The organism is Rhodovulum euryhalinum, assembly GCF_004342445.1.
Classification (GTDB): Bacteria; Pseudomonadota; Alphaproteobacteria; order Rhodobacterales; family Rhodobacteraceae; genus Rhodovulum; species Rhodovulum euryhalinum.
Genome location: NZ_SLWW01000008.1, coordinates 52,667 through 65,472, shown reverse-complemented (window position 1 = coordinate 65,472; position 12,806 = coordinate 52,667). Strand labels below are relative to the sequence as shown.

The following is a 12,806-nucleotide window of genomic DNA, read 5'->3' as shown; positions in this document are numbered from 1 at the left end:
TCCAGTGCTTTCCGGCGCACCTCTCAGGTGAAGCTGTCGGCGTAGCGCTCGCGCAGGATGTTCTTCTGCACCTTGCCCATGGTGTTGCGCGGCAGTTCCTCGACCGTCACGATCCGGCGTGGCAGCTTGAACCCCGCCAGCCGGTCGCGCAGCGCCGCGGCGATGGCCTGCGGATCGGGGCTGGCCCCGGCCTCGGGCACCAGCACGGCGACCACGCTTTCGCCGAAATCGGGATGGGGCACGCCGATCACCGCGCTTTCCTTGACGCCGGGCTGGTCGTCGAGCGCCAGTTCGACCTCCTTGGGGTAGATGTTGTAGCCGCCCGAGATGATCAGATCCTTGGCGCGGCCAACGATGTGGACATAGCCCCGCTCGTCGATCCGGCCCAGATCGCCGGTCAGGAAGAACCCGTCCTCGCGCAGTTCCTCGCGGGTCTTTTCCGGCATCTGCCAGTAGCCCTTGAAGACGTTGGGGCCGCGCACCTCGATCTGGCCGATCTCGCCCCGCGGCAGGTCGGCGCCGGTCTCGGGGTCGCAGATCTTCAACTCGACCCCCGGCAGGGGCAGGCCGACGGTGCCCGCGATGCGCTCGCCCTCGTAGGGGTTCGAGGTGTTCATGTTGGTCTCGGTCATACCGTAGCGTTCGAGGATACGGTGGCCGGTGCGGGCCTCGAAATCGCGGTGGGTGTCCGCCAGCAGCGGCGCCGAGCCCGACACGAACAGCCGGAAATGGGCGACCAGGTCGCGGGTGAAGCGCGGGTCGTCCAGCAGGCGGGTGTAGAAGGTCGGCACGCCCATCATCGCGCTTGCCCGGGGCAGGGCGGCGATCACCTGGTCGATGTCGAATTTCGGCAGGAAGATCATCGCGCCGCCCGCCAGCAGCGTGATGTTGGTGGCCACGAACAGGCCGTGGGTGTGAAAGATCGGCAGGGCGTGCAGCAGCACGTCCTCGGCCGTGAACCGCCAGCAGTCGGCCAGAACCTCGGCGTTCGACAACAGGTTCCGCTGGGTCAGCATCGCGCCCTTGGACCGGCCCGTGGTGCCCGAGGTGTAGAGAAAGGCCGCCAGGTTGTCCTCGCCGCGCGGCTCGGTGTCGAATTCCTCGGGCATGTCATGGGCGGCGACCGCGAAGCTGCCCGAGCCGTCGGCGTTCAGCGTGGCCAGGTGGCTGCCCGCCTTGTGTGCCACCGCGGTCAGCGTGCCGGCATGCGCGCCGTCGCAGACGAACAGCCGAGCGCCCGAGTTTTCCAGGAAATAGCTGACCTCGGCCGGGGTATAGGCGGTATTCAGCGGCAGGAAGATCACGCCCGCCTGCACGCAGGCGGCATAAAGCGCCAGCGCGGCGGGCGATTTCTCGACCTGCACCGCCAGCCGGTCGCCATGGGTCAGGCCGAGCGCGTGGATCGCGTGGGCGAAGCGCGCGGCCTTTCGCAGGAAGGCGTCATGGCTGAGGGTGGTGCCGTCCGGCAGGTGCAGGAAGGGCGTGGTCTGGCCGGCATGGCGGCCGAAAAGCGTGTCGTAAAGCGGATTTGCCACGGGTCAGGTCCCTTGGATCTCGGTCTTGTGGGCGGCGCGGGCGAGGGTCTTGATCTGGGCCGAGGCCGCGATCTGGTGCGAATCCGCGAACGCCTCGCAGTTCTGCGGGATGCGGGTCAGATCGTAAAGGTAGTTCACCATCGCCCCCCCCGACCGCGCCAGCCCCGCCTCGGAGCTGTCCGCGCCCGCATGGATCGCGTGGACCAGCGCGCCGTTGCCCAGGTGGAAGCGGGCGACCGGATCGCGGGGGGCGCCGGTGTTGTCCTTCGCCTCGGTCAGGTACAGCGCGGCAAGGCGGCGCAGCGCCTCGGGGTCGGCGGCGGCGGCCCGGGCGCGGGCGGCGTCCTCTTTCAGCCAGGCCATCAGCCCGGGGATCGGTGACAGGGTGACGAAGGTCCTGAGCTGCGGCAATTCGGCGGACAGGTCGCGGACCACCTGCTTGATCAGCGAATTGCCGAAGGAAATGCCCGCCAGCCCCGCCTGGCAATTGGTGATGGAATAGAACACCGCCGTATCGGCCTGGTCGCCCGCGATCTGCGCGCGGCCTTCGGCCAGCAGCGCATCGACCGAGCCGGGGATGCCGCGGGTCAGCGCCACCTGCACGAAGATCAGCGGCTCGTCCGGCATCGCCGGGTGGAAGAAGGCGAAACAGCGCCGGTCGGCCGGTTGCACCCGGCGGCGCAGGTCATCCCAGCTGTCGATGGCGTGCACCGCCTCGTAGGCGATGATCTTTTCCAGCACATGCGCAGGGCTTTCCCAGCTGATCGGCAACAGCACAAGAAAGCCGCGGTTGAACCAGGACGCGAAGAGGTGGCGGAAATCGAGGTCGAGGGCGGCAATCTGCGGATGGTCGCGGGCAAGGCGGCGCAGGTCGGCCCGCATGGCCACCAGCCGCCCGGTGGCGCCCTGCACGCGGTTCAGTTGCCGTATGAATTCCTGCCGCCGCGGTTCGGCCGCCGCCATGTAGGCGGCATAGCTGTCGCGCCCGGGGGCGGCCTCGTAGGCGTCGAGGGCGGCGCGCACCGTGTCCGGGTCGATATCCAGCCGGGTCGTCAGCATGGTGAAGAAGGCGGTTCTTTCGGCCTCGTCCATCCGGGCGTAGCGGTCGAGGATCTGGCCCGCAATGGCCAGCCCCGAACCCTCGCCCCGGCTGCCGAGCAGGCGGTCGGCCAGGTCCTCCATCGCCAGCCCCGACCATTCGCCACGCGCGGCGCCGACATAGCGGCGCTCGAAGATCGTGGACATCAGGTTGGCCAGCAGCGTCATGTCCCCGGCCCCATCACGACATCGGGCAGCCAGGTGGCAAGGCCCGGGAACAGGCACAGAAGCACGATCGCCAGCACCATGCAGCCGACATAAGGCAGCGAGCCGACCAGGATGGTGCGAAGCGAGATGTCGGGCGCGATGCCGTTGATGACATAGAGGTTCAGCCCCACCGGCGGCGAGATCAGCCCGATCTCCATGTTGATGGTCAGCACCACGGCGAACCAGATCGGATCGAAGCCTGCGGTGGTGATGATCGGCAGCAGGATCGGCGCGGCCATCAGGATCACCGCGACGGGCGGCAGGAAGAAGCCTGCCACCAGCAGGAACAGGTTGATTGCCGCCATCAGCACCCAGCGGTTCACCTGCAACGTGCCGATCCATTCCGCGATCGACTGGGTGATGAACAGCGAGGACAGCATGTACGAGAACACCCCCGCGGCGCCGATGATGAACAGGATCATCACCGACTCGCGGGTGGAATCGCGCAGCACCGTCCAGATCGCGCGCGGGCTCCATAGCGAATAGATCACCATCGCCATCACCAGGCACAGCAGCGCGCCGACCGCCGCGGTTTCCGACGGCGTGGCGATGCCGCCATACATGGCGAACAGCACGCCCAGGATGATCGCGAGGAAGGGCAGGACGCGGGGCAGAATCTCCACCTTCTCGCGCCAGGAATAGCGATTGGCGGTCAGCACCTGCATGTTGCCCGATTTCCAGGTCGAATAGATCGACCAGGCCATGAACAGCGCGACCAGCATGAGGCCGGGGACCACTCCCGCCAGGAACAGCCGCCCGATCGAGGTTTCGGTGGCGATGCCGTAGACGATCATCGTCACCGAGGGCGGGATCAGGATGCCCAGCGTGCCGCCCGCCGCGATGGACCCGGCCGCCACGCTGTCGGGATAGCCGCGCTTGCGCATCTCGGGGATGCCCATCTTGCCGATCGCCGCGCAGGTCGCCGGGCTGGAGCCCGACATCGCCGAGAACAGCGCGCAGGCCCCGAGATTCGAGATGACAAGCCCGCCGGGCACCCGGGTCAGCCAGCGTTCCAGCGCCTCGTACAGGTCGGCGCCCGCCCGGGTCGAGGCGATGGCCGCGCCCATGATGATGAACATCGGGATCGACAGCAGCGCGAAATTGTCGAGCTTGCCGAACAGGATCTCGGGCATCAGTTCGAGCGAGCGCATGCCGTCGAAGACCACGAGAAACCCCGCCGAGACGATCAGCAGCCCCAGCGCCACGGGAATGCCCGAGAACAGCACCAGCACGGTCGCCACTGCGACGATCAGGCCAAGCAGCAGCGGGTCCATCAGACCTCCTCCAGCCCGAAGGGCGTGTCGATGCGTTTGACCAGCGCGAAAAGGTCGGCCACCAGTTGCAGCAGCAACAGCCCGAACCCCACCGGGATCGCCAGATAGGGCTTCCACAATGCCACGCCCCAGATCGTCTGCGACCGCCAGCCGCGGTCCAGCGCGAAATGCCAGAACTCGAAGCCGTACCAGAGCAGCACGCCGACGATCAGGATCGAGACCGACAGCGTGGTGACGGCGAAGCCGCGGCGCAGGCGCGGCGGCAGGGCCAGCGGCACGAGGTCGACATTGACGTGGCCGCGCAGCCGCTGGACATAGGCCAGCCCGACCAGCGTGGCGCCGATCATCAGGTAGATCACCGCCTCGGTCTGCCAGATTGTGGACCCGTTCAGCACGAACCGGACGAAGATCATCTGGCAGGTGATCGCCACCGCAGCGACGATCATCGCCGCCGAGCACCAGCCCGCCACGGTCGAGATCGCGGCGACGGCGCGCAGGAACGGATGCCCGCCCGTCGGCGCGGCGCCGCCAAAGACTTGCGTGGACATGTCAGGACCTTTCCCGAACGGCCCCGGGCGGCAGGCGTGCCGCCCGGACGCCTTGCGTCACTCGACGGCCAGCGCCAGATCCAGCAGCGCCTGCCCGTCGGGCACGTCCTCGACGAAAGCCTTGTAGGAGGTTTCCTGCGCCAGCGCGCGCCAGGCCTCGAAATCCTCGGCCGTCATCTCGGCGATCTCGACGCCCGCGGCACGGAACACCTCGGCCGCGGCGGCGTCCTCCTTCTTGGCCTCGTCGAGGTAGAAGGCCTGCGCCTTTTCGGCGGCGGCCAGCAGGGCGGCCTGCTGCGACTCGGTCAGCCCCTCGAAGGTGGTCTTGTTCATCAACAGCGGCTGGTACATGAACCACAGCGCGATCTCGCCCGCGGGGGTATAGCAGGCGGTCTGTTCGAACAGCCGGTAGGACACGAAGGACGAGGACGAGGTGTTCACCGCGTCCAGCACGCCGGTCTGCATCGCGTTGTAGATCTCGGACGACGCCATCGAGGCGATGGACGCCCCCGCGCCCGCCAGCATCTGCTCGAACGCCTTGCCCGCGGCGCGCATCTGCATGCCCTGCACGTCCGCGGGTTTGGTGATGCACTTGTCCTTGCCGGCGAAACCGCCCGCGAGATAGCCATGCACCAGCACCATCACGTCGTCCTCGGCCATCTTTGCCTCGAGCGCCTCCATGAAGGGGCTTTCGTTCATCCGCGCGGCGTGGTCGTGGTTCTTCACCAGCCCCGGCATCAGCGTCAGGTTGTAGGCCGGTTGCTGGCCGCCCGCGTAGGACAGCGGCAGAACCGTCATGTCCAGCTGGCCGCGGGACAGCGGCGTATACTGTTCGGACGCCTTGAACAGCGAGGACGAGCCGTAGATCTTGATGTCCAGATCGACGCCCGCGGCGGCCACCTCGTCGGCGACGATCTGCGCGACCTTGTGGCGGATGTCCTGGTTGGACCACTGGTGCGACAGGCGCAGGTCCGTGGCCCCGGCACTGCCCGCAACGATGCAGAGCGCGGCAGCCGCGCCCAAGACGATGGGTTTCATGATTTCCTCCCTGGTCGTTCCGGCCACGGCGATCCGAGTCACGCCGCACCGGGGCTGAGCATCGAAGGTCGGTTCCGGCCTGTCAATCATTTTGTATACAAGAAGTTCAGCCTTGCATTTCGAATCCGGTCTGCTGCTATACAGGTGCCATGGATATGCGCCGCGCCGACACCATCGCCAGCGAGATCGAGGAGGCGATCCTCACCGGCGAATTCGCCGATGGCGACCGGCTGGACGAACACCGGCTGGCCGATCGGTTCGGCGTGTCGCGCACGCCGGTCCGCGAGGCCTTGCTGAAACTCGCGCAATCGGGGCTGGTCGAGCATGCACCGCGCCGGGGTGTGTTCGTGCGCCACCCCGGCCCGGTCGAACTGATCGAGATGTTCGAGGTGATGGCCGAGATCGAGGCGCTGTGCGGGCGCCTTGCGGCACGGCGCATCTCGGACGCGGCGCTGGACGAGTTGCGGGCGGCCAACGCGCGCTGCCGTGCGGCGCTGGGCCGGGGCGATGCGGATGCCTATTACGCCGAGAACGAGGGGTTCCACCGCATCGTCTATCGCGAATCCGGCAACGGGTTCCTGGCGTCCGAGGCGGGGCGGCTGCACCGGCGTCTGCAACCCTTCCGGCGGCTGCAACTGCGCGCGCGGGGGCGGATGGCGCAGTCGATGGCCGAGCATGAGGCGGTGGTGGATGCGCTGGCCGCGGGCGACGCCGAGCGCGCCGCGGCGGCGCTGCGCGGCCATGTTGCGGTGCAGGGCGAAAAGTTCCACGACCTGATGGCGGGGCTGCGCAGGGCAGCCCTCTGACCTTGCGGCCATGCCCCTTATCCACAGGAATTTTCAGCAAACACCCCGCATGTCGGCAGGGTGGTTTCAGGGTTTCTTAACCTCTGGGCGATGATCTGGCCGCGACCTTCCGGACCAGGGATGCGGGGAAAGAGATGCAGACGCTCGGGATCGACATAGCGTTCGGAAATCGCGTGGTGGGGGCCGAAACGGTCACGGCAGACCAGTTCGGCGGAATCCAGACCGGCTATTCCGGCTTCGGTACGTTCGACGCACAATTCACCGAACTCGGGTTGTCGACCCTGCGCTGGCCGGGCGGGACGCTGGCCGAGACCGATCCGGATGTCTATGGATTTGATATTGATGGTCTTTTCGATGGAACGCAGCTTAACACCCCCGATCCCGATCGTGTCCGCCCCGACCTGAGCGAGACGCTGGCCCATTGCGTCGAGAACGAGCTTGGCTTCTCGATGATCATCCCAACCCTGCGCTATGCCGACGATATCGACCGCGGCGTGGCCGAGCTTGCGGCCTTCCTGCAGGATCTGCTTTCGGGCCGTTACGGTGCACTGCCTGCGGATTTCACGCTGGAAATCGGCAACGAATACATGGCCCATTCGGTGCTTGCCGCGGACCCCGGCCTTTATGGCGCGATCGCGGATCGCTTCATCGCGACGATCGCCGAGGCGCTGGCCTCGCCCGCGATCAACATTCTGGGCGCGGATCTGACCATCGCGGTGCAGATGGGCGCCAACGCGGCGGACGACGCCGCGATCCGCGCCGAGATCGCGCCGGAAAACCTTGTCCATGTCGACAGCCTGGTGGCGCACGCGCTGCCCTTCAATTTCGGCGCCATCGACAAGGTCGAGGATGATCCCGACGCCCATGCCCAGGACTATGGCGAGACCGCCTGGCAGAACCGCGCCGATTATCTGGCGGCCTGGAGTGCCGCCATCACGGCCGCGGGCGGTGACGGGGCCGGGGTCGAGCTGTTCATGTCGGCGATGAACGTGGGCAAGGCCGCGCAGGATCTGGCCGATGTGAACCTCAACTACCAGGATTACGGGCTGCGCGCGGCCGGCGCCTACCTGGAGCTTTTCGCCACCTACCAGTCGATCGGCATGGACGCCGCGGCGATCTGGGGCATCGCGGGCAAGCAGTTCAACGCGGTCAGCCACGAGGTGGACGGCGCGATCGTGCTGGACCCGGGCGGCGCGCTGTTGATGCTGATGGCCGGCAACATCGAGGGGATGGCGCTGGTCGACGGATTCCAGGCCAATACCCGCGACGATCTTGCCATGGCCTATGCCTGGGAGAACGACGCCGAGGCGGTGATCTTCCTGGCCGCGAACGACATCGCGGCCGACGGTCTGGGGATCGACCTCGACCTCGGCTTGCTGACCGATGCCGTCCTTCTCGAGGCGGTGCGCCTGTCGGCGGTGCTGTCCGAAGACACCCCGCCCGGCGCAACCGGGCTGGACCTGATGGTCTACGAGGAGGCGCGGCTGGAGGCGCTCGTGCCCGTGGTCCAGGGCGACGTGCTGTCCTTTGCCTTCGGGGCCGACTACGAGGTGGTGATGCTGCGGCTCGCCAAGACCCCGGTTCCGGCGGACCCTACTCCGGTCGAGGGCGGCTCGCGCGCCGACACGATCGACGGCACCGCCGGGGCGGACGTGATCCTGGGGCATGGCGGCAATGACAAGCTCTACGGCAATGACGGCGATGACCTGCTGGTGGGCGGGGCGGGCAACGACCTGCTGCGCGGCGGGCTTGGCGATGACCGGCTCGAGGGCGAGGCGGGCAATGACCGGCTTCATGCCGGGGCGGGTCAGGACACGGTCTTCGGCGGCGACGGCGACGACGAGATCCTCGGTCATGGCGACGACGACCTGCTGTTGGGCGAACTGGGCAACGACACGATCCTCGGCGGCGCGGGCGCCGACCGGATCGATGGCGGTGACGGTGCCGACTGGATCGACGGCGAGATCGGTGATGATCGCATCCACGGCGGTGCAGGGCAGGATGCGCTTTACGGCGGGCTGGGCAGCGACACGATCTTCGGCGGTGCGGACGATGACCTGCTGGACGGCGCGGGCGGGTTCGACGCGCTTTACGGCGGGGCGGGCGGCGATACGCTGCTGGGCGGCGACGGCAACGACGTCCTGGCGGGCGATGACGGCGATGACCATCTCGACGGCGGCACGGGCCATGATGCGCTGGCGGGCGGAGCAGGGGCCGACACGCTGCGCGGCGACCTGGGCGATGACGTGCTGTCCGGCGGCGCGGGGGCCGATCTCTTCGTCTTCGATACGGCGGGCTTCGGTACCGACCGGATCGACGATTTCGCGGCGGGGCTCGACCTGATCGACCTCTGCGGCCTGGGCCTTGGCCTGTCCTGGGCCGGATTTGCGTCGGCCTGCCTGTCCGAAGACGCCTTTGGCGTGACCGTGACGGCCGGCGGCGGCGCCATCGACCTGGCCGGTGTGGCGCTGGCTGACCTGTCGGAGGCCGATTTCCTGATCTGACGCGGCGCAGGGCGGTCAAGTCCCCGAGCGACCGCTTGGCGCGGCGCGCGGAATCGGCATAGCTGATCCGCGCCGCATCCTATTCCGCAGGTCTCCCATGACACCCCCCGCCACCGCCGTTTCGCTCTGGCCCGCGCTCGCCCCGTTCGTGCTGTTGAGCCTGTCCAACGTCTTCATGACGCTGGCCTGGTATGGCCACCTCAAGTTCCCGCAAAGCGCGCTCTGGGCGGCGATCCTTGTCAGCTGGGGGATCGCGCTGATCGAATACGCGATCGCCGTGCCCGCCAACCGGATCGGCGCGCAGGTCTGGTCGCCCGCGCAGCTCAAGACCATCCAGGAGGTGATCACGCTGGTCGTCTTCGTGATCTTTGCCTGGCTCTATTTCGGCGAAAGGCCCACCTGGAACCACGCCATCGGCTTTGCCCTGATCGCGTCGGGCGCGGGCTTCGTGTTCCTCAAGCCGCTCTGAGCCTCGCGCGCAAAGCGATGGACCTGTGCCGGGCCTTCCCTTAACACTTGGAGCCAGGGGAGGATCGCCGGCGCCGCAGCGCGACGGCCGCGATGCCTGTCCCCGCCACAAGACCGACCGCCCCAAGGGCGGAGACGCAGGGAGGATTGCCATGAGAGTCAACATGTTCCGCCGCGGGCTGGCCGTTCTGGCGCTGGCGGCCGCGCCGCTGGCCGCACCGGCGCAGGACTTCACCCCCGAGACGCCCGAATGTATCGCCCCCGCGAACCCGGGCGGCGGCTGGGACTTCACCTGCCGCCAGGTCGGCAAGGTGTTGCAGGACCTGGGCCTGATCCCGTCCACCATGCAGGTGGTGAACATGTCCGGCGGCGGCGGCGGCGTGGCCTATGCCGAGGTGGTCAACAAGCGCAACGACGACAACGACCTGATCGTGGCGGCGTCGTCCGCGACCGCCACCCGGCTGGCGCAGAACGCATTCCCCGGCAACACCATGGATCAGGTGCGCTGGCTGGGCTCGGTCGGCGCCGATTACGGCGTGATCGCGGTGGCCAAGGACAGCCCGGTCTCGACCCTGCCCGATCTGATGGCCCAGATGAAGGCCGATCCCTCCTCCATTGCCATCGGCGGCGGCTCGGCGGTCGGCGGCTGGGACCACCTCAAGGTGCTGATCGCCGCCCAGAAGGCCGGCATCGCCGATGTCCGTTCGGTGAAATACATCGCGTTCGCCGGCGGCGGCGAGGCGGTGACGCAGCTTCTGGCGGGCTCGCTCCAGGCCTTCACGGGCGATCTCTCCGAGGCCAAGGGGTTCGTCGAATCGGGCGACATCAAGGTGCTGGCCGTGCTCGCGCCCGAGCGGCTGGCGGGCGAGTTCGCCGAGTTCCCCACCGCGCGCGAGCAGGGGATCGACGCGATCGGCGCCAACTGGCGCGGGTTCTACGCGCCGGGGGGGATGTCGGACGCGGCCTATGACTACTGGGTGGCCCGGCTCGACACACTCTATGCCAGCCCCGAGTGGCAGGCGGTGATGGAGGCCAACGGGCTCGCCCCGCTCGACCTGCAGGGTGCCGAGTTCCAGGCCTTCGTGGCCGACTCGGTCGGCAGCATCGAAAGCCTCTCGCGCGAGATCGGCATCCTGAAATAGGCCTGCCGGGGGGTGCCCGCCCGGGTGCCCCCCATGCCACAGGGAGGGGCGCCCATGAGCGACCGCATCTTCGGCGGCATCGGGCTGGTGCTGGCGATCTTCTTCGCCTGGCAGGCCGCGATCATCGAGGAAAGCTTCCTCACCGACGAGGTCGGGCCCAAGGTATTTCCCTGGATCATCGCCGCGATCATGGGGCTTGCCTCGCTGTGGTTCCTCGTCAAACCCGACCCCGAGCCCGAATGGCCCCGGCTCGGCCGGCTGGCCGAGATCGCCATGGCCGCGCTGGTGATGGTCGCCTATGCGCTGGCCCTGCCCGGGCTTGGCTTCCTCATCGCCACCGCTATTGCGGCGGCCTACCTGACCTGGCGGCTGGGCTCGCGGCCGCTGGAAAGCGTCGTGATCGGCCTGGGCACCTCGGTCGGCATCTACGTGGTGTTCCGGCTGATCCTCGGGCTCAGCCTCGCCCGCGGGCCGCTGGGATTCTAGGGGGCTGACATGGACACACTCGCCAATCTCGCCGACGGCTTCGCCGTCGCGCTGACCTTCCAGAACCTCGGCCTTGCGCTGATGGGCTGTTTCCTCGGCACGATCATGGGCGCGCTGCCGGGGCTGGGGCCGTCGAACGGCGTGGCCATCCTTATCCCCTTGGCCTTCACGCTGGGGCTTGGCCCCACGCCCTCGCTGATCCTGCTGACCTCGGTATACTACGGGGCGATGTACGGGGGCCGGATCAGTTCGATCCTGCTCAACATCCCCGGCGACGAACCGGCGATGATGACCTGCCTCGACGGCTATCCCATGGCCCAGAAGGGCCAGGCGGGCGAGGCGCTGGCGCTGTCGGGCGTCGCGTCCTTCGTCGGCGCCTTCTTCGCGACCTGGGGGCTGGTGCTGCTGGCGCCGCAACTCGTCAAGGTGGCGCTCCTGTTCGGCCCGGCGGAATATTTCGCCCTCTTCACGCTCGCCTTCGCCACGCTCGGCGGGGTGTCCTCGACGAATCAGTCCAAGGCCGCCTTCGCCGCGGCCCTCGGCCTTGGCCTTGCCATGGTGGGCGTCGACACCCAGACCGGGGTGCCGCGCTTCACCTTCGGCGAGGTGCACCTCTATGACGGGATCGACTTCCTCGTGGCCATCGTCGGGCTGTTCGCCCTGTCCGAGGTCTTCGTCTTCCTCGAACACCGCGGCACCGACCGGGACATCTCGACCAAGCCCAAGGTCGAGATCGGCCGCATCATCCCGCCCTGGTCGATGATCCGGTCCTGCCTGCCCACGATGGGGCGCACCACGATCCTGGGATTCATCGCGGGCGTGCTGCCCGGGGCCGGGGCGTCGCTGGGCTCGTTCATCTCCTACACGATGGAAAAGCGGCTGGTGGACCGCAAGGGCACCTTCGGCTCCGGCGATCCCCGCGGCGTGGCCGCGCCCGAGGCGGGCAACAACGCCGCCGCGGGTGGCGCGCTCGTGCCGATGCTGGCGCTCGGCGTGCCGGGCTCTGGGACGACCGCAGTCCTGCTGGCGGTGCTCTTGGCGCTGAACGTCACGCCCGGGCCGCTTCTGTTCGCCAACAATCCCGATGTCGTCTGGGGCCTGATCGCCGCACTGTTCATTGGGAATGTCATGCTGCTGGCGATGAACATCCCGATGGTGGGGCTCTTCACCCGCGTGCTGCTGATCCCGCCGCGGGTGCTGATGCCGATCGTGGCGATGATCTCCTTCGTCGGGATCTACGGCATCTCGGGGTCCAGCTTCGACCTGCTGGTGATGGTCGGTTTCGGTGTGCTGGGCTGGGTCTTGCGCAAGCTCGACGTGCCGCTCGTGCCGGTGATCCTCGGCACGCTGCTCGGCAACGAGATGGAGGTGAACTTCCGCCGCGCGGTCGAGATCGCGAACGGGGATTACAGCGTGCTGGTGGGCTCGCCGCTCTCGATCGGGCTCTGGTCCGTAGCGGTGATCGGCTTCGTCCTGCCGATCCTGTTCGGCGCCCGGCTCAAACGGCGGATGCGCCTGCCCGAAGACGCCGAGGGCGGTCTGACCCGCGACTGACCGGGCGTGGTCCGGTCTGGCGTTCTTCTTGGTGAAAATACTCCGGGGGGTCGCGGGGGGCAGCGCCCCCCGCGTCGGTCGGCTCGCCAAAGGCGAGCCGAAACCGGGGCCGTACAGCCGTCCCGCCCGCCGCGGCCGCGGCATCG

General features: G+C 68.1%; 11 protein-coding genes. 6 read left to right on the top strand and 5 right to left on the bottom strand.

The window, feature by feature from the left end:
* Positions 1 to 23: 23 nt before the first annotated feature.
* From EV655_RS10910 to dctP, 5 genes are read right to left on the bottom strand one after another with little or no spacing between them, the layout of a single operon-like run.
* Positions 24 to 1,535: a malonate--CoA ligase gene (locus tag EV655_RS10910; RefSeq protein ID WP_132544736.1), complete on the bottom strand. Its 1,512-nt coding sequence runs from the start codon at positions 1,533 to 1,535 to the stop codon at positions 24 to 26.
* Positions 1,536 to 1,538: 3 nt separating this feature from the next.
* Positions 1,539 to 2,801, bottom strand: a complete 1,263-nt coding sequence (locus EV655_RS10905) for a malonyl-CoA decarboxylase domain-containing protein (protein ID WP_132544734.1) — start codon at positions 2,799 to 2,801, stop codon at positions 1,539 to 1,541.
* The gene (locus EV655_RS10900) at positions 2,798 to 4,114 is read right to left on the bottom strand and encodes a TRAP transporter large permease (RefSeq protein WP_132544732.1); all 1,317 of its coding nucleotides are present in this window, start codon (positions 4,112 to 4,114) and stop codon (positions 2,798 to 2,800) included. The genes EV655_RS10905 and EV655_RS10900 overlap by 4 nt, the downstream gene beginning before the upstream one ends.
* On the bottom strand, positions 4,114 to 4,662 hold the full coding sequence (locus EV655_RS10895; protein ID WP_132544730.1) for a TRAP transporter small permease: 549 nt from the start codon (positions 4,660 to 4,662) through the stop codon (positions 4,114 to 4,116). Before EV655_RS10895 ends, EV655_RS10900 begins: the two co-directional genes overlap by 1 nt.
* 57 nt (positions 4,663 to 4,719) lie before the next feature.
* Positions 4,720 to 5,700 carry a TRAP transporter substrate-binding protein DctP gene (dctP, locus tag EV655_RS10890; protein ID WP_132544728.1) on the bottom strand — a complete coding sequence of 327 codons (981 nt, stop codon included), beginning with the start codon at positions 5,698 to 5,700 and terminating at the stop codon, positions 4,720 to 4,722.
* A 149-nt stretch (positions 5,701 to 5,849) separates the two neighbouring features.
* Between dctP and EV655_RS10885 the strand changes: the two genes are divergently transcribed.
* From EV655_RS10885 to EV655_RS10860, 6 genes are all read left to right on the top strand, one after another.
* Positions 5,850 to 6,506 (top strand): GntR family transcriptional regulator, encoded by a 657-nt coding sequence (locus tag EV655_RS10885; protein ID WP_132544726.1) that lies wholly within the window; start codon positions 5,850 to 5,852, stop codon positions 6,504 to 6,506.
* A gap of 134 nt (positions 6,507 to 6,640) precedes the next feature.
* The gene (locus EV655_RS10880) at positions 6,641 to 9,010 is read left to right on the top strand and encodes a calcium-binding protein (protein ID WP_132544724.1); all 2,370 of its coding nucleotides are present in this window, start codon (positions 6,641 to 6,643) and stop codon (positions 9,008 to 9,010) included.
* Positions 9,011 to 9,107: 97 nt separating this feature from the next.
* Positions 9,108 to 9,479, top strand: a complete 372-nt coding sequence (locus EV655_RS10875; protein ID WP_132544722.1) for a DMT family protein — start codon at positions 9,108 to 9,110, stop codon at positions 9,477 to 9,479.
* Positions 9,480 to 9,630: 151 nt separating this feature from the next.
* Positions 9,631 to 10,620 carry a Bug family tripartite tricarboxylate transporter substrate binding protein gene (locus EV655_RS10870; protein ID WP_132544720.1) on the top strand — a complete coding sequence of 330 codons (990 nt, stop codon included), beginning with the start codon at positions 9,631 to 9,633 and terminating at the stop codon, positions 10,618 to 10,620.
* Between the two features lie 54 nt (positions 10,621 to 10,674).
* A complete protein-coding gene (locus EV655_RS10865; RefSeq protein ID WP_132544718.1) occupies positions 10,675 to 11,106 on the top strand; it encodes a tripartite tricarboxylate transporter TctB family protein in 432 nt (143 codons plus the stop codon).
* Positions 11,107 to 11,115: 9 nt separating this feature from the next.
* Complete coding sequence (locus EV655_RS10860; RefSeq protein WP_132544716.1) at positions 11,116 to 12,660, top strand: tripartite tricarboxylate transporter permease; 1,545 nt, start codon at positions 11,116 to 11,118, stop codon at positions 12,658 to 12,660.
* Positions 12,661 to 12,806 lie beyond the last annotated feature (146 nt).

Coding starts and splice junctions, on each gene's coding strand:
- EV655_RS10905 (WP_132544734.1), bottom strand. CDS start 2,801: ATGACGCTGCTGGCCAACCTGATGTCCACGATCTTCGAGCGCCGCTAT.
- EV655_RS10900 (WP_132544732.1), bottom strand. CDS start 4,114: ATGGACCCGCTGCTGCTTGGCCTGATCGTCGCAGTGGCGACCGTGCTG.
- EV655_RS10895 (WP_132544730.1), bottom strand. CDS start 4,662: ATGTCCACGCAAGTCTTTGGCGGCGCCGCGCCGACGGGCGGGCATCCG.
- dctP (WP_132544728.1), bottom strand. CDS start 5,700: ATGAAACCCATCGTCTTGGGCGCGGCTGCCGCGCTCTGCATCGTTGCG.
- EV655_RS10885 (WP_132544726.1), top strand. CDS start 5,850: ATGGATATGCGCCGCGCCGACACCATCGCCAGCGAGATCGAGGAGGCG.
- EV655_RS10880 (WP_132544724.1), top strand. CDS start 6,641: ATGCAGACGCTCGGGATCGACATAGCGTTCGGAAATCGCGTGGTGGGG.
- EV655_RS10875 (WP_132544722.1), top strand. CDS start 9,108: ATGACACCCCCCGCCACCGCCGTTTCGCTCTGGCCCGCGCTCGCCCCG.
- EV655_RS10870 (WP_132544720.1), top strand. CDS start 9,631: ATGAGAGTCAACATGTTCCGCCGCGGGCTGGCCGTTCTGGCGCTGGCG.
- EV655_RS10865 (WP_132544718.1), top strand. CDS start 10,675: ATGAGCGACCGCATCTTCGGCGGCATCGGGCTGGTGCTGGCGATCTTC.
- EV655_RS10860 (WP_132544716.1), top strand. CDS start 11,116: ATGGACACACTCGCCAATCTCGCCGACGGCTTCGCCGTCGCGCTGACC.